General features: G+C 66.1%; 17 protein-coding genes. 12 read left to right on the plus strand and 5 right to left on the minus strand.

What is annotated here, in order from left to right; all coding sequences use genetic code 11:
• Positions 1-35: 35 nt before the first annotated feature.
• Genes O5K39_RS04205 through O5K39_RS04215 form a run of 3 tightly spaced genes read left to right on the plus strand, consistent with a single transcriptional unit; the run spans position 36 to position 3295 of the window.
• Positions 36-1220, plus strand: a complete 1185-nt coding sequence (locus tag O5K39_RS04205) for an ABC transporter substrate-binding protein (RefSeq protein WP_271146036.1) — start codon at positions 36-38, stop codon at positions 1218-1220.
• Positions 1217-2257, plus strand: coding sequence for an iron chelate uptake ABC transporter family permease subunit (locus O5K39_RS04210; protein WP_271146037.1), 1041 nt, complete (start codon positions 1217-1219; stop codon positions 2255-2257). Before O5K39_RS04205 ends, O5K39_RS04210 begins: the two co-directional genes overlap by 4 nt.
• Entirely contained in the window at positions 2258-3295 is a 1038-nt protein-coding gene (locus O5K39_RS04215; protein WP_271146038.1) for an ABC transporter ATP-binding protein, read from the plus strand.
• Here the strand turns inward: O5K39_RS04215 and O5K39_RS04220 are convergent.
• Positions 3240-4217 carry an AraC family transcriptional regulator gene (locus O5K39_RS04220; RefSeq protein ID WP_271146039.1) on the minus strand — a complete coding sequence of 326 codons (978 nt, stop codon included), beginning with the start codon at positions 4215-4217 and terminating at the stop codon, positions 3240-3242. The genes O5K39_RS04215 and O5K39_RS04220 overlap by 56 nt on opposite strands.
• 2 nt (positions 4218-4219) lie before the next feature.
• Between O5K39_RS04220 and O5K39_RS04225 the strand changes: the two genes are divergently transcribed.
• Positions 4220-4660 (plus strand): nuclear transport factor 2 family protein, encoded by a 441-nt coding sequence (locus O5K39_RS04225; protein WP_271146040.1) that lies wholly within the window; start codon positions 4220-4222, stop codon positions 4658-4660.
• Positions 4644-5678 carry an aldo/keto reductase gene (locus tag O5K39_RS04230; RefSeq protein WP_271146041.1) on the plus strand — a complete coding sequence of 345 codons (1035 nt, stop codon included), beginning with the start codon at positions 4644-4646 and terminating at the stop codon, positions 5676-5678. The genes O5K39_RS04225 and O5K39_RS04230 overlap by 17 nt, the downstream gene beginning before the upstream one ends.
• Before the next feature lie 425 nt (positions 5679-6103).
• On the opposite strand, the gene O5K39_RS04235 is transcribed toward O5K39_RS04230, so the two are convergent.
• From O5K39_RS04235 to O5K39_RS04245, 3 genes are all read right to left on the minus strand, one after another.
• Complete coding sequence (locus O5K39_RS04235) at positions 6104-6586, minus strand: RNA pyrophosphohydrolase (RefSeq protein ID WP_271146042.1); 483 nt, start codon at positions 6584-6586, stop codon at positions 6104-6106.
• 86 nt (positions 6587-6672) lie between these two features.
• Positions 6673-7515, minus strand: coding sequence for a glutaminyl-peptide cyclotransferase (locus O5K39_RS04240; RefSeq protein ID WP_271146043.1), 843 nt, complete (start codon positions 7513-7515; stop codon positions 6673-6675).
• Complete coding sequence (locus O5K39_RS04245) at positions 7515-8345, minus strand: TerC family protein (protein WP_271146044.1); 831 nt, start codon at positions 8343-8345, stop codon at positions 7515-7517. The genes O5K39_RS04240 and O5K39_RS04245 overlap by 1 nt, the downstream gene beginning before the upstream one ends.
• Before the next feature lie 290 nt (positions 8346-8635).
• On the opposite strand from O5K39_RS04245, the gene O5K39_RS04250 reads away from it, so the two are divergent.
• From O5K39_RS04250 to O5K39_RS04280, 7 genes are all read left to right on the plus strand, one after another.
• Positions 8636-9190, plus strand: coding sequence for a F0F1 ATP synthase subunit delta (locus tag O5K39_RS04250; RefSeq protein ID WP_271146045.1), 555 nt, complete (start codon positions 8636-8638; stop codon positions 9188-9190).
• 76 nt (positions 9191-9266) lie between these two features.
• The gene (atpA, locus tag O5K39_RS04255) at positions 9267-10802 is read left to right on the plus strand and encodes a F0F1 ATP synthase subunit alpha (protein WP_271146046.1); all 1536 of its coding nucleotides are present in this window, start codon (positions 9267-9269) and stop codon (positions 10800-10802) included.
• A gap of 32 nt (positions 10803-10834) precedes the next feature.
• On the plus strand, positions 10835-11713 hold the full coding sequence (locus tag O5K39_RS04260) for a F0F1 ATP synthase subunit gamma (protein ID WP_271146047.1): 879 nt from the start codon (positions 10835-10837) through the stop codon (positions 11711-11713).
• 43 nt (positions 11714-11756) lie between these two features.
• Positions 11757-13286, plus strand: a complete 1530-nt coding sequence (gene atpD / locus O5K39_RS04265) for a F0F1 ATP synthase subunit beta (RefSeq protein WP_271146048.1) — start codon at positions 11757-11759, stop codon at positions 13284-13286.
• A 3-nt stretch (positions 13287-13289) separates the two neighbouring features.
• A complete protein-coding gene (locus tag O5K39_RS04270) occupies positions 13290-13559 on the plus strand; it encodes an ATP synthase F1 subunit epsilon (RefSeq protein WP_271146049.1) in 270 nt (89 codons plus the stop codon).
• 169 nt (positions 13560-13728) lie between these two features.
• Positions 13729-14178: a hypothetical protein gene (locus O5K39_RS04275; RefSeq protein ID WP_271146050.1), complete on the plus strand. Its 450-nt coding sequence runs from the start codon at positions 13729-13731 to the stop codon at positions 14176-14178.
• A gap of 46 nt (positions 14179-14224) precedes the next feature.
• Positions 14225-15355 carry a CaiB/BaiF CoA-transferase family protein gene (locus O5K39_RS04280; RefSeq protein ID WP_271146051.1) on the plus strand — a complete coding sequence of 377 codons (1131 nt, stop codon included), beginning with the start codon at positions 14225-14227 and terminating at the stop codon, positions 15353-15355.
• Here the strand turns inward: O5K39_RS04280 and O5K39_RS04285 are convergent.
• Positions 15322-16215 (minus strand): SDR family oxidoreductase, encoded by an 894-nt coding sequence (locus O5K39_RS04285; RefSeq protein WP_271146052.1) that lies wholly within the window; start codon positions 16213-16215, stop codon positions 15322-15324. The genes O5K39_RS04280 and O5K39_RS04285 overlap by 34 nt on opposite strands.
• Between the last annotated feature and the right edge of the window lie 55 nt (positions 16216-16270).

Consider the following 16270-nt stretch of genomic DNA (forward strand, 5'->3'; position numbering starts at 1 on the left):
CCGATCTGATCTGCGGGGTTCGCATGGGCTTGCTCATGAAACGACGCGGATTCCTGGCATCGGCGGCTAGCCTCGCTCTGGTCGGCTGTGGCTCGCAAACGTCCCCGTCGGCTGATGATGCAGCGCCGGGCGAAAACCTGGGGCTTCGGCACGCGCGCTATCTGACACTGGAACGTCACGACGGCTTCATTCTGGCCCGCATGAAAGCGCCCGTCGCGGACCAGAGCGGCGGACAGGTCGAGGAACGCTCGGATCTTGTCGTACTGGCGCCGCGGGACGGTCCCGAACCTCGCCTGCCGGCCGCTCTCGCCCATGCCACCGTGGTCCGGACCCCGGTCGCCCGGATCGCATCCAATGCAGCGTCGGACGAGGCCTTTCTCGGCCAGCTCGAGGCGAAAGATCGACTGGTCGCAGTCGGCGGTCTGGGGTCCTATGACGACGAGATCCGCGACGCCGTGGTGGCCGGGCGGATTGGCCAGATCGGCTACAACTGGCACTCGCCGCCCAACCTTGACGTCCTGCTGGCCAGCCGCCCGGATGTCTTCCTCATGCGCCTGTCCGATCTGGCGCATACGCCTGTCCTCGACCGGGCAAGGGCCCTCGGTCTGACGGTTGTTCCCACGTTTGCGGAAGACGAGCCCTCCTATCTGGGGCGGGCCGAATGGGTCCGGCTTTACGGCGTCCTGACAGGGCGCGAGGCGGAGGCGGACCGTCTTTTCAACGGAATCGAACAACGGGTGACATCGCTCAAGTCTGCCGCGGCGGCGCGCCCGCAGTCTCCGGTGCTCTGGGCCTATCCCAACGGCGGTGACCGCTGGGTCGCGACAGTCCGCGGCGCAGAAGCGAGTTATCTTTCTGACGCCGGCGGGCGCAATCTGCTCCAGCGCGCGGAGGATGCGCGCAAGTGGTCGTCGGAGACCCTTTCGACCGAGCAGATCCTTCCGGTCGCCGATAAGGCCGAAGTGTGGATCATCGGCGATATGCACATGGCGCCGCCGAGATCGACGGCGGTGGAGGCGGCGTCGCCCGCATTCCGCAACGATCGGCTGTTTTCGAATACCGGCCGCACCAATCCGCGGACCGACGCCTATGACTGGTATCAGCTCGCCCTGGTGAGACCGGACTGGGTGCTCGCCGATTTCGTGAAGGCGATTCATCCGGATCTCGTCGACGAGCCCTTCCGCTATCTCAAACCCGTCCCGCGAGGCGTTTACCGATGAACGGCCCCGCCCGCCCTCTTCTTGTCGCGGGCGTCAGCTTGGCGGCGCTTGTCGTTGTGGTCCTCGCCAGCCTTATGGTGGGACAGGTGATGCTGACGCCGGCGGAGGTCCTCTCGGGGCTGGCGTCGGCCGGGTCCGGCTCGATCGAGAGCCGTATCGTCATCGACCTGCGACTGCCGCGCGTTCTGGCGGCGATAATGGGCGGTGGGGCGCTCGGGCTCGCTGGCCTGCTGCTGCAGACCCTGTTCCGCAATCCGCTGGCTGACGCCTGGTCCCTGGGACTGATGGCCGGCGGTCAGTTTGGTGCGGCGCTCGTCGTTGTGGCGGGGGCGGTCGTGGGGCCGGGAGTGTTGATGGTGCTCACCGGTTTCGCCGGCCTGGGCTTGGTGGCCGGATCGGCCCTGGGCACCCTCGTTGTAGCCCTGGCGATGACCGCCATGGCGAGGCGTGTGGGCACCGTCTCGCTGTTGGTGCTTGGCCTGATGCTGGGGTTCCTCGCCCAAGGGCTGATCAGCGTGTTGTTGCACTTCACCAACCGAAGCCAGAACCGTATCTTTGCCGCCTGGAATGATGCGACCTTCGCCAATGTCGTCTGGGGCGACTTTCTCACCTTCGCACCCTTGTTGGCGCTCGGAGTGCTCGGCGCGATCCTTCTGGCGAAACCGCTGACCGCGCTGCTGCTCGGGGACGCCTATGCCGAAAGCCTTGGCGTCAATGTCGCGCAGCTTCGGCGCCGCGTCCTCGCAGCGGCGATACTCCTCGCCGCTCCGGTCACGGCCTTCTGCGGTCCCGTCGCCTTCGTCGGCCTGATCGTGCCCCACCTGGCCCGTGGCCTCGTCGGGTCGGCGCGTATCGGAGTGTTGATCCCCGCGACCGTTCTGGCGGGCGCCGTACTGGCTTTGGCGGCGGACCTCATTGTCCACCTGCCCTGGGACCAGCATTTCCTTCACCTGAACGCCATCCTGGCGATCGTCGGCGCGCCGCTGGTTATGGTGCTGCTGCTGCGCGCCAGAAGCCTTCGTGGCGGGGAGGGCTGAATGTTCGCCATCGACAAGCTCGAAATCGGCTATGGCGGCCGCGTTCTTTCCACCCTCGCCGACGTCTCCGTCGACGCCGGCGAGTTCATCTGTCTGCTGGGGCGCAACGGCCAGGGCAAATCGACCCTGCTACGAACACTGGCCGGCTTTATCGCGCCTGTCAGCGGAAACGTCCGTCTGGAGGCGCGACCGGTGCGCGACTGGCCGGCGTCCGAGCGGGCGCGCAAGGTAGCGGTCGTTCTGACCGATCGTCCGCAGGTCGGGTCGCTTCGGGTCTGGGAACTGGTCGAGATGGGCCGCCAGCCTTACACGGGCTGGTCTGGGGCGCTGTCGGCGGAAGATCGCCGGATAGCCGCAGAGGCTCTCGGTCGCGTCGACGGGGCGCATTTGCGGGAGCGTTTCGTCGACAGCCTGTCCGACGGCGAGCGCCAGCGAGTTATGATCGCCCGCGCCCTCGCTCAGCAGCCTCACGTCATGTTGCTCGATGAGATCACAGCCTTCCTTGACCTTCCCAGTCGCGTCACCATCACCGCGACCTTGCGGCAGATCGCGCACGACGCCGGCGTGGCGATCATCCTGTCCAGCCATGACCTGGAACTCTCGCTCAATGCGGCGGACCGGATATGGCTGTTGCCTGGCGACGGCCGGTTCGTGGATGGTGCCCCGGAAGATCTCGCCCTTTCCGGGGCCATCGGCGAGGCCTTCGACCAGAGCAATCTCGTGTTCTCACTGGAGACGGGACGGTTCGAGACGCGTTCGACGCCACGAGGATCGGCTTACGTGGCCGCGACGGGGGCGACAGCCATCTGGCTCGGGCGAGCGCTGGAACGGCTCGGCTTCGCGCTTGTCTCGTCTGCGGAGGACGCCGCATTCACTGTGGGTTACGAAGACCCCGTATACCGTATCGATGATCGGCCTTACCCGACCCTGACGGCGCTGACGCGGGACTTGGCTCGCTTTCGGAAAAATGGGCCGGACACGACTATGGGGTTGGTTTTTGGCGATAGTCACGTGGCGAACGTCCCGAGACTCGCTTGAAGGCGGCAGTGAATGCGCTGTCGGACTGATAACCGAGCGAGCGCGCCACGACTCCCACCGGTCGCGTGCCCCGCGCGAACTCCGCCTTGGCCAGTTGCATTCGCCAACGCGTGACATAGTCGAGCGGCGCCTGGCCGACGAGCCGCTGGAACCGCTGGGCAAAGCTTGATCGCGACATTGAGGCGGCCGATGCCAGGCCCGCGATCGTCCAGCGTCGCGCAGGTTCGGCATGGATAAGCGCGATTGCACGACCGATCCGCGGATCCGCCAGGCCGCTGACCAGGCCGTAGCTGACCTCGGGAGACGCTTCCAGGTGAGCCCGCAACGCCTGAACGAACAGGATCTGGGCGAGGCGTTCCACCATCAGCGACGTCCCGATGCCGGGGGTCGTCAGTTCAGCGTCCAGAACGTGAAGCGTGCCGGCAAGCACACCAGCGGCCGGCAAACGGGCAGGCACATGGATGACTGCGGGCAGCAGGCCAAGTAGCTGGCCGGCAAGACCCAGATCGAACAGGAAGCCGCCGCCGATCAGGACAGTCTCACCGTCGCCGATGCGTGCGGTGGACTGACCTCCTGCGTAGAGGGCCGTTCCGTCCGAAGAGGGCGCGGCGGGGGCGCTGGCGAGCGTGTAGTCGGCGGGCTTGGTCAGAAGATAGCAATCGCCTTGTCGAAGATGCAGCGGAGCCTGATCGTCAACAATCAGCCAGCACTCGTTCTGCAGAACCGCGCCGAACTTGACATGCGAGTGAGCGGCGAAACGCAACGCCCAAACCCCTCCAGCCTCAAGTCGGGACGATCCGGTCGTCTCGACATGCATCATTCCGAAGATCTGGGACAGGGGATCGATGAGAGCATTCTCCGGACGATCGCGACGATATGTCGGCGAATCCCGGCTGGCGCAAGCGTGTTTGTCGAGCGACATGGATGACTTGGCTCAGGGAGTTCGACTTTACCGACATGACTGTTTCGGATCAGACCCGCGCTGATCTCAATCACGCCGCTGACGCCTTTATTCAGGCTTGGGCGACCGGTGATTGGGCTCCGTTCACCTCGATGTTCGCGGACGACTTTGTGTTCCAGTTCCCGGCGGGTCCGCATAGCGGCCGGCGTCATGGTTCAGAAGCGCGACGCCATATGGAGCAGTGGAGCACCGACGCGGCGGTCAACGCCCGCATCGCGGCGAACGAAAATCTGCGGCTCATCGACGGCGACTGGCTGGTGCTGGCCATGAGGGGCGAAGGCCAGATGGCGGGCAGGCCGTACCGTGGAGTCGAGACGGTGTTCCTGCGCATGCAGGCCGGCCGTATCGTCGAATACCGCGAATACCTCAGCGAACTGGGCGATTTGAATGATCAACGGAAATAACCCCATGCAGTACAGAGTTCTCGGTCGGACAGGTGTGTTCGTGTCGCGCATCTGCCTCGGAACGATGACGTTCGGCGGACGTGACATGCCGCCCTACGACAAGGTGGGCGGGCTCGATCAAGGCGAGTCGCAAGCGATCATCGACGCCGCCCTCGATGCGGGCGTGAACTTCATCGACACCGCCAATGTCTATGCGGGCGGGGAGTCAGAGACGATTGTCGGAAACGCGATCAAAGGTCGCCGCGACGACATCGTCCTGGCCACCAAATTCCATGCGCGTATGGGACCCGGTCCAAACGACACCGGCCTGTCCCGACTACACATGATGAATGCGATCGAGGCGAGTCTGAAGCGTCTGCAGACCGACCGGATCGACTTGTACCAACTTCATAGTCTTGATCCTTTGACGCCGGTCGACGTCACGCTGAGAGCGCTCGATGATGTGGTGCGCCAGGGTAAGGTGCGGATGATCGGGTGTTCGAACCTGGCGGCTTGGCAGATCATGAAGGCCTTGGGCATTTCGTCGGCTGCAGGGCTCGAACCCTTCGCGTCTGTACAGGCCTACTACTCCCTGGCCGGTCGCGATCTTGAACACGAACTGGCTCCCATGATCGAGGATCAGGGACTGGGCTTGATGGTCTGGAGCCCTCTCGCGGGAGGTTTTCTGTCGGGCAAGTACGGCCGCAGAGTAGAGCAGGGCGTTTCACGTCGGGACAAGGTCGAGTTCCCGCCGATTGATCGTGAAAAGGCCTATGACATCATCGAAGCGCTCACCTTGGTAGGGGAGGCGCACGGTGTCAGCGCCGCCCAGGTTGCGCTGGCCTGGCTGCTGGACAAGGACGTGGTCACCTCCGTGATCGTCGGCGCGCGTCGGCTGGACCAAATCAATGACAACATTGCAGCGCTCAGCCTGACTTTGAGCGCTGAGGAGTTGGCGGCGCTTGATCGGGTGAGCGATACCGGCCCGCATTACCCAGGCTGGCTGCACGCCTTTGCCGGCCATGGACGGGCGCCATGACAGAGTGGCTTTGAGGGTGAGGTCAGACGATCAGGTCAGCCGCCAATGGCGAGCCAGCTGACCGGATGCGACTTGCAAAAGTCCGCGCTTCAAAACTGTCGGATCGGTCCGGGGGCCGGTGCTCACCGCAACGGGCGGAAGGTGTCTGATGCACTGCTCGCACGTCTGGACAGTGAAGGCGGTCTTGGTGCTCTTCAGCGAGCGTCAGGGTCCATCGTGCGAGAAAATGCGGCTGTTTCGCGTGAACGAAAAGGAAAGACAACAAGAACTGAGTGCACTTAATTTGCACACGCCTCCCCGTAACGCGTTGAAATCGCGGTAAAATCAACCTAGTCCATCATCGGAGCGACGGACAGGGTGCGGGACACATTGCTGGACGGGGCGTCGGCCATGGCCGTCCCTATGGCGACCCAGTGTGACCGCGTCTAGGCCGCGAACTCCGCAAAGGCCGCCACCACCTGCTCATAGGCCGCCCGCTTGAACGGCACGATCAGGTCGCAGGCCTCCGACAGCGCTCCCCAGCGCCAGGCATCGAACTCGACCTCGTCGTGCTGGTTCAGGTCGATCTCGGTATCCTCGCCGGTAAAGCGATAGGCGAACCACATCTGGCGCTGACCGTCCCACGGCTTGCGGCCCTCGCGCAGATGCCGGGCCCTCAGCTCGGCCGGGAAGTCATAGAGGACCTCCTCCACGGTCCGGCCCAGCGGCTCGACCGAGGTGACGCCCGTCTCCTCGTGCAACTCGCGCAGGGCCGCCGCCTCCAGGGCCTCGCCCTTGTCGACACCGCCCTGCGGGAACTGCCAGTTGTGGGGACCATCGACGCCCGCCCGACGGCCGTACCAGACCAGGCCCTCGCGGTTGAACAGCACGACGCCGACATTGGGGCGATAGAGGGTCAGGTCAGGCATCGTGTGGCTTCGTGCTGTGTGATTCGATAGGCGCCGTTAGTGGTCGATCTGGACCCCGACCGCCAGCGTCGCCGCAGAGGTGCCGGTCAGCGCGGCCCGGTCAGCCGGATCTCGAAAAGTTTCGGCCAGTTCTTGCCGGTGACGAACAGGCGTTTGCCATCGGCGTCCCAGGCGATGCCGTTGAGGACGTCGTCGGCAGGGTCGGCGCGCTCGGATGCGGGCAGCAGGCCGGTCAGGTCGATCACGCCTGTGATGTTTCCGGTCGCCGGGTCGATGCGGACGATGATGTCGGACTGCCAGACATTGGCGAAGACCTCGCCCTCGACCCATTCCAGCTCGTTCAGCTTGCCGATCGGCCGGCCCTGCCAGGTCACGGGAACGCGGCCGGTCTCGACGAGGGTCTCGGGATCGAGGAACCGCAGCGCCGCCGTGCCGTCCGACAGGATCACCCGGCTGGCGTCATGGGTCAGGCCCCAGCCCTCGCCGGCATAGGCGAACTCGCCGCGCGGCTCGAGGTCGTCCAGGTCCCAGACGAACCCCTTCCGGTTCCGCCAGGTCAGCGACAGGATCCGGTCGCCGACGACGGTCAGCCCCTCCCCGAAATAGGTCTCGTCAATCTCGCGGCGGTCCAGCACCTCGCCGGTCTCCAGCCGGACCTTGCGGATGGTAGAGGGGAACCGGCCGGTGCTCTCGATCAGCACGCCGTCATGGAACTCGAGGCCCTGGGTGAAGGCAGTCGGGTCGTGCGGATAGGTATTGACCACCTCGTACCCATAGACCGGCGGGCGGGCCGGTGCAGGCACGGTGGGCGACGCCGGAGCGGCCTGCGGAGAGACCGGAGCCGGCGTCTGGGCCAGACAGGTTCCGGCGATCAGAAGGGCCGAAAGCCCCGCGACCGCCGAAAGCCTGCGCAGGCCGGGCCCTGGCATCAGTGGGTGGGGTCCAGCGCCGCCTCGGCCTCGGCCTCCCTGGCCCGCGCCTCGGCCTGATCGGCCGTTTCGCGCGCCCTTTGGGCCTTCTCCTGTTTGGTCTGGGACCGTCGGCTCAGCATGTTGAGCGCCTCGACCCCCGCGGAGAAGGCCATGGCGGCGTAGATGTAGCCCTTGGGCACATGGAAGCCGAAGCCGTCGGCGATCAGCACCAGACCGATCATCAGCAGGAAACCCAGGGCCAGCATGACCACGGTGGGGTTCTTGGCGATGAAGTTGGCCAGGGGGTCGGCGGCCAGCAGCATGACCGTCACGGCGGCCAGGACGGCGACCACCATGATCGGCAGGTGCTCGGTCATGCCGACGGCCGTCAGGATGGAGTCGATCGAGAAGACCAGGTCCAGGATGATGATCTGGAAGATCGCGGCCCCTGCGTTGGAAATGACCACATCCTTCTTGTCCAGCACGTCATGGCTCGGCGTGGGATCGACCGTGTGGTGGATCTCCTTGGTCGCCTTCCAGATCAGGAACAGGCCGCCTGCGATCAGGATCAGGTCCTTCCACGAGAACTCGTTTCCGAACACCGTGAAGACAGGCTGGATCAGCCCGACCAGCCAGGCGATGATCGACAGCAGGGCCAGACGCATGACCAAGGCCAGGCCGATGCCGATGCGGCGGACGCGGGTACGGTGTTCCGGCGGCAGCTTGTTCGACAGGATCGAGATGAAGATCAGGTTGTCGATCCCGAGCACCACCTCCATCACCACAAGGGTGACGAGCGCGGCCCAGGCCGCTGGGTCGGTCAGAAGAGGGGCGATGGAGTCGAACATGCGGGTTCCTGATCAGCTTTGCCGCCTTCTAACGCAGGACAGGCCTGTCAGGCCATAGGGGCCGCGCGTCGGATTGTCGCCGCTCCGACACGCGCCGGGTGCGACCAATGGGGTCGATCACGACTTGTTGCGACCGGCAAAAGCCCATGCTATCAGGCGCCCGGCTTCCAGGGGGCGTTTCGCACGAAACGGCCCTTGGCGTGCTTTCCTAAAGCATTTCAGGCCTTTGGCTGTCGCGGACCCTCGCGAACGGTCGCGAACACTCGAAGCTGATCCGGACGGACCCGACCTTGGCAGACGATTTCAGGACGACGGAAGTCGGCGCACGCTACGCACAGGCGCTGTTTGATCTCGCGCTCGAGACCGGAAAGCTGGACCTCGTCCGCGCCGACCTCGCCTCGCTGAAAGCCGCCTGGATCGAAAGCGCCGACCTGCGCCGTCTGGCCACCTCGCCGGTGATCGCCGCCGAGGACCAGTCCAAGGGTCTGGCCGCCATCGCCGTGAAGGCCAAGTTCCACCAGACGACCCAGAATTTCCTCGGCCTGCTGGCCCAGAACGGCCGCGCCCGCGATCTGGCCGCCGTCATCACCGGCTTCGAGGCTCTGTACGCCAGGCACACGGGCGTCGTCGCCGCCGAGGTCGTCTCGACCCAGGCCCTGACGACGGCCCAGCTGACCCACATCCGCAACGCCATCCGCGAGGCGGTCGGCAAGGCCCCCGAACTGACTGCGCGGGTCGATCCGTCGATCCTGGGCGGCCTCAAGGTCAAGGTCGGGTCGAAGCTGTTCGACGCCTCGCTGAAGACCAAGCTCGACCAGATGAAGTTCGCCCTTCGCCGGGCCTGATACACACCGCCAACCACGATTGACTGCCGGGCCTTGCGAGGTCCGCACCTGAAGACGAAAGCCAGAGAGCCAGACCATGGACATCCGCGCCGCCGAGATTTCGGCCATCCTCAAGTCGCAGATCGCAAACTTCGGCGTCGAAGCCGACGTGTCCGATGTCGGCTCCGTCCTGTCGGTCGGCGACGGCATCGCCCGCATCCATGGTCTGGACAATGTCCAGGCCGGCGAGATGATCGAATTCCCCAAGGCCGGGGTTAAGGGCATGGCCCTGAACCTGGAACGCGACAACGTCGGGGCCGTGATCTTCGGTGCCGACGCGCAGATCGCCGAGGGCGACGAAGTCCGTCGTCTGGGCGAGATCGTGGACGTGCCGGTCGGCAAGGGCCTGCTGGGCCGCGTCGTCAACCCGCTGGGCGAGCCGATCGACGGCAAGGGCCCGATCCAGTTTACCGAGCGTCGCCGCGTGGACGTCAAGGCACCGGGCATCATTCCCCGGAAATCGGTTCACGAGCCGATGCAGACCGGCCTGAAGGCCATCGACACTCTGATCCCCGTCGGTCGTGGCCAGCGCGAGCTGATCATCGGTGACCGTCAGGTCGGCAAGACCGCCGTCGCCGTCGACACCATCCTGAACCAGAAGAACACCAACGCCGCCGCGACCTCGGAAGGCGAAAAGCTCTACTGCATCTACGTCGCCATCGGCCAGAAGCGCTCGACCGTGGCCCAGATCGTCAAGACGCTCGAAGAGCGCGGTGCCCTGGACTACACGATCGTCGTCGCCGCTACGGCGTCCGAGCCCGCCCCGCTGCAGTTCCTGGCCCCGTTCTCGGGCACGGCCATGGGCGAGTTCTTCCGCGACAACGGCATGCACGCCCTGATCGTCTATGACGATCTGTCGAAACAGGCCGTGGCCTATCGCCAGATGTCCCTGCTTCTGCGCCGCCCGCCGGGCCGCGAAGCCTATCCCGGCGACGTCTTCTATCTGCACAGCCGCCTGCTGGAGCGTTCGGCCAAGCTGAACGAGGACAACGGTTCGGGTTCGATGACGGCCCTGCCGCTGATCGAAACCCAGGCCAACGACGTCTCGGCCTATATCCCCACGAACGTGATCTCGATCACCGACGGCCAGATCTTCCTGGAGTCCGACCTGTTCTACCAGGGCATCCGCCCGGCCGTGAACGTCGGCATCTCGGTGTCGCGCGTGGGCTCCTCGGCCCAGATCAAGGCGATGAAACAGGTCGCGGGTTCGATCAAGGGCGAGCTGGCCCAGTATCGGGAAATGGCCGCCTTCGCCAAGTTCGGTTCGGACCTCGACGTCTCGACCCAGAACCTGCTGGCCCGCGGTGCGCGCCTGACGGAACTGCTGAAGCAACCCCAGTACTCGCCGCTGGCGGTCGAGGAGCAGGTGGTTTCGATCTATGCCGGCACGCGCGGCTATCTGGACAAGGTCGCCGTCTCCGACATCGGCCGTTTCGAGTCGGAACTGCTGGCCCGGATGCACTCGAACCACGCCGGCATCCTGGACGCCATCCGCACGCAGAAGGCCCTGTCCAAGGAGCTGGAAGCCGAGCTGAAGGCCGCCATCGAATCCTTCGCCAAGACCTTCGCGTAAGCCTGACCCGGAAGCTGAGAGAGTAGCGCCCGATGGCCAGTCTGAAGGAAATGCGCAATCGGATCGGAAGCGTGAAGTCCACGCAGAAGATCACGAAGGCCCTGAACATGGTCGCCGCGGCCAAGCTCAAACGCGCCCAGGACCAGGCCGAGAGCGCGCGCCCCTATGCCCGCAAGATGGCCGCCGTCATCGCCAATCTGGCGGCGGGCGTCTCGGGTGACGGCGCGCCGAAACTGCTGGCCGGAACGGGCGCGGACAAGAAGCACCTGCTGGTCGTGGCCACGGGCGACAAGGGTCTGGCGGGCGGTTTCAACACCAACGTCATCCGTGCCGCCAAGGAACGGATCAACTCCCTGATCGCCAACGGCAAGGACGTCCGCGTCATCGCCGTGGGCCGCAAGGTCCGTGACGGTCTGGCCCGTCTGTACGGCGACAAGCTGATCCACACCTTCGAGCTCAGCGAACACAAGGTCATCGGCATGGCTGCGGCCGAGCCGATCGCTGCCCTGATCGCCGAGGAGTTCGAGGCCGGCCGCGCCGACGTCGTGACCCTGTTCTACAGCCGCTTCCAGTCGGTGATCTCCCAGGTACCGACACCGAAACAGCTGATCCCGGCCGTGGTGGACGGCGACGCCGCTCCGATCGACCTGAACGGTGCCGTCTATGACTACGAGCCCTCGGAAGAGGAAATCCTCGACGTCGTCCTGCCGCGCAACATCACCACCCAGGTGCTGGCCGCGCTGTACGAGAACCAGGCCAGCTTCTTCGGGGCCCAGATGGGCGCCATGGACAACGCCACCCGCAACGCGGGCGACCTCATCAACTCGCTGACGCTGCAGTACAACCGCAAGCGCCAGGCCCAGATCACCACCGAACTGATCGAGATCATCGCCGGCGCGGAAGCGCTCTGATCCTCCGATCCTGACAGATACAGACCGAAACGGACCCCTCCCGATGACCGACACCGTCGCCAAGAAACCCGCCGCCCGCAAGCCCAAGGCCCCGGCCGCCGCTGCCGCCACCGGCAACGCCGCCGTCACAGCCGGAACCGGCGTGGGCAAGATCGCCCAGGTCATCGGCGCCGTCGTGGACGTCGAGTTCACCGGCCAGCTGCCGGCCATCCTGAACGCCCTGCAGACCCAGAACGTCGACCAGAAGACGGGCGAGCCCTTCACCCTGGTTCTCGAAGTCGCCCAGCACCTGGGTGAGAACATGGTCCGCACCATCGCCATGGACACGACCGAAGGCCTGACGCGCGGTCAGCCGGTCACCGACACCGGCACCTCGATCCTGGCTCCCGTCGGCCCGGGCACCCTCGGCCGCATCATGAACGTCGTCGGCGCGCCGATCGACGAAGCCGGCCCGATCCAGACCACGATGTTCCGCCCGATCCACCGCGAGGCCCCGTCGTTCGAGGAACAGTCGACCTCGTCGGAAATCCTCGTCACCGGCATCAAGGTCATCGACCTGATCTGCCCCTATACCAAGGGCGGCAAGACCGGCCTGTTCGGCGGTGCCGGCGTGGGCAAGACCGTGACCATGCAGGAGCTGATCAACAACATCGCCAAGGCGTATGGCGGTTACTCGGTTCTGGCCGGCGTGGGTGAGCGCACCCGCGAGGGCAACGACCTGTATCACGAGATGATCGAGTCCAACGTGAACGTCGCCGGCGGCGGCGAAGGCTCGAAGTGCGCCCTGGTCTACGGCCAGATGAACGAGCCTCCCGGCGCCCGCGCCCGCGTCGCCCTGACCGGTCTGGCCCAGGCCGAATATTTCCGCGACGAAGAGGGCAAGGACGTGCTGCTCTTCATCGACAACATCTTCCGCTTCACGCAGGCCGGTTCCGAAATGTCCGCCCTGCTGGGTCGTATCCCCTCGGCCGTGGGCTATCAGCCGACCCTGGCCACCGAGATGGGCAACCTGCAGGAACGCATCACCTCGACCAAGAAGGGCTCGATCACCTCGATCCAGGCCATCTACGTTCCCGCCGACGACCTGACCGACCCCGCGCCCGCCGCCTCGTTCGCCCACCTGGACGCGACGACCGTGCTGAACCGCGACATCGCCGCCCAGGCCATCTTCCCGGCCGTGGATCCGCTCGACTCGACCTCGCGCATCATGGACCCGCTGGTCATCGGCGAGGAACATTACCGCGTCGCCCGTTCGGTCCAGGAAGTCCTGCAACAGTACAAGGCGCTGAAGGACATCATCGCCATCCTGGGCATGGACGAGCTGTCGGAAGAGGACAAGCTGGTCGTCTCGCGCGCCCGCAAAATCAGCCGCTTCCTGTCTCAGCCCTTCTTCGTGGCCGAACAGTTCACCAACTCGCCCGGCAAGTTCGTGTCGCTGGAAGACACGATCCGCTCGTTCAAGGGCATCGTCGCCGGTGAATACGACCACCTCCCCGAAGCCGCCTTCTACATGGTCGGCGCGATCGAGGAAGCCGTCGAGAAGGCCCAGAAGCTCGCTGCCGAGGCGGCCTGATCCATGGCCGGCAAGCTCAGCTTCTCGCTGGTGTCGCCTGAACGCGAGGTCTTTTCCGGCCTCGTGGATCAGGTCGATGCGCCGGGCGTCGAGGGCGACTTCGGCGTCCTGCCCGACCATGCGCCGTTCATGACGGCCCTGCGCGAAGGCACGGTCACCGTGTTCGACGGCTCGGCCCGTCGCGTGTTCGAGGTCCACGGCGGCTTCGCCGACGTGACCCCCGCCGGCCTGACCATCCTGGCCGAACAGGCCTCGGAGGTCGCGGCGGCCTAAGCCTCGCCTTCCATTTCCGCGTGATCCGGGCCCCGTGTTTCGACACGGGGCCCGGTTTCGTTCCGGCCGGGTGACCCGTGGCCTTGGCATCCCCGTCGGGTCATCAGCTTTCGACGCTGGTACCGTGCACCGCGACCGGCATGATGGGACGATCCCTTCGGAGCCGCCCGTGTCCCTCCTGCCCGCCCTCATGGCCAGTCTCGCGCTTCAAACCGGCGTGGCCGAGGCCGTCGGACCTGCCCTCGATCGCGTGTGCATGATTCCGGCTTCCGCCTCGGCGCGGACCAGGCAGCGGCGGGCGCGGGCGGCGGGGTTCGAGTTCTGGGGCGACTTCTACGAGCTTGCCCGCGCCGATGGATCGATCGCGGCTCGCGTCACCGGTGACAGCTGTACCCTGGACATGATGCTTGAGCGAAACGCGCAGGATGGCGTGGATCGTGCGCTTCAGGCCTGGGCCGCCGCACAGGGGCTGACCCAGGCGCTGGACCAGACTGCCGAGGGCGTGGCGGAGCGGGATCGCTACCGCCTCAACGGCGGCCGGCTGAGATGGAGCGTGACCCGGTCTCAGGCCGATGACGAGCCGGCCCTGATCCTTGTCACCTGGCGGCCGCGCGGCTAGGCCTGCGAAGCGTCGCGACCGGCGCACTTCGCTAGGGGATGCCGTCTTGACCCTCCCGCCCGGGCCCCTAGCGGGAGTCCGCATCGTCGAGTTCGACGCCATCGGCCCGGTGCCGCTGGCGGCCATGCTGCTGGCCGATCTGGGGGCCGAGATCGTGCGGATCGCGCGAGCCCCGAACTCGGGCCAGGCCTGGGACGACACAGGCGGGGCGGTGCTGAACCGCAACCGGAAACACGTCCATCTGGATCTGAAAGTCCCGGCCGACCGCGATCGGGCCCTGTCCCTAGTCGCACGTGCCGATGCGGTGATCGAGGGCTTCCGGCCAGGCGTCATGGAACGGTTGGGCCTCGGGCCGGACGCGTGTTTGACCGTCAACCCCCGGCTGGCCTTCGTGCGCATGACCGGCTGGGGTCAGACCGGGCCACTGGCCGAGCGGGCCGGGCACGACCTCAACTATATCGCGGTGACGGGCGTGCTGGAGGCCATGGGCTCGCCGGACCGGCCGCCGCCCGTGCCACTGAATCTGGTCGGGGACTATGGCGGCGGGTCGATGTTCGCGGTCATGGGGCTGCTGGCTGCCATCATATCCGCGCGGGCCTCGGGTCGGGGACAGGTCGTCGATGTGGCCATGACCGACGGGGTCGCGGCCCTCTCCAGCCTGTTCCACGGGCTGGCGGCGTCGGGTCTGTGGATGAACGCGCGTGGGCTGAACCTGCTGGACGGCTCCAAACCCTTCTACCGCTGCTATGCCTGTGCCGACGGGCGATCCGTCGCGGTCGGGGCGCTGGAGCCGGCCTTCTTCGGCCGATTGCTGGCCGGGCTGGACCTCGATCCCGCCGCCTTCAACCAGTTCGATCCGTCCGGTTGGCCCGCGATGGCCGAGACCTTCGCCGGGGTCTTTGCCACACGGACCCGCGACGAATGGGCCGCGCGGTTCGAGGGCACCGACGCCTGCGTGTCGCCGGTGCTCGATTTCGCCGAGGCGGCCGACCATCCGCACAACGCCGCGCGCCAAACCCTGATCGAGGTCGATGGGGTGCGCCAGCCGGCCCCGGCGCCTCGGTTCTCCGATACCCCTGCCGCCATCGACCCGGCGCGACGCGGCCTGATCGACATCGACCACGCCCTCGCCGCCTGGAGCGATCAGGCGATGCCCGCGCCGCCCGTCACGCCATAGACCTCACCGGTCGTAAAGCTGGATTCTTGGGACGCCAGCAGCACATAGACTGGCGCGATCTCCACCGGCTGACCCGGACGGCCGAAGGCGGACTGTTCGCCGAAATGCTGGACCTTCTCCTGAGGCTGGCCGCCCGAGGGTTGCAGCACGGTCCAGAACGGACCGGGGGCTACGACATTGGCGCGGATGCCCTTCTCGATCAGCTGCTTGGCCAGGGCCTTGGTATAGGCGACGATCCCGGCCTTGGTGGTCGCATAGTCCAGCAGGATGGCCGAGGGCTCATAGGCCTGGATCGAGGCCGTGGTGATCACCGAGGCCCCCGCCGGTAAATGCGGCACTGCCGCCTGGACGATCCAGTGCAGGGCGTACAGGTTGGTCTTCATGGTCACGTCGAAATCGGCGGTGGAGACCTGGGACACGTCTTCGCGGAACTGCTGGTGGCCGGCATTGATCACCAGGATGTCGAGCCCGCCCAGACCCTCGACCGCCTTTTCGACCATCTGGCGGCACCAGGATTCGTCGGTGACGTCGCCGGCCAGGGCGACGGCGGTGCGGCCCTCCGCCTCGATCAATTTGATCACGTCGTCGGCGTCGTCGGCTTCGGACGACAGATAGCCGATGGCCACGTCGGCACCTTCCCGTGCATAGGCGATGGCGGCGGCGCGACCGATGCCAGAATCACCGCCGGTGATCAGGGCCTTGCGACCGGCCAGCCGATCCGACCCCTTGTAGCTGGTCTCGCCGTGATCCGGCTCGGGCGTCATCCGCTCGGCCAGGCCCGGTGCGGGTTGCGGCTGTTTCGGAAAGGGCGGGCGCGGATACTGTTCGCGCGGATCCTGCATCGTCAGGCGATCGGTCATGGGAAGGCTCTCGGCTGGGAGTGAGCCGAATGAACACCGCCGGGCCGATTGGGTT

It is taken from the genome of Brevundimonas sp. NIBR10, assembly GCF_027912515.1.
In the GTDB taxonomy this organism is placed as follows: Bacteria; Pseudomonadota; Alphaproteobacteria; order Caulobacterales; family Caulobacteraceae; genus Brevundimonas.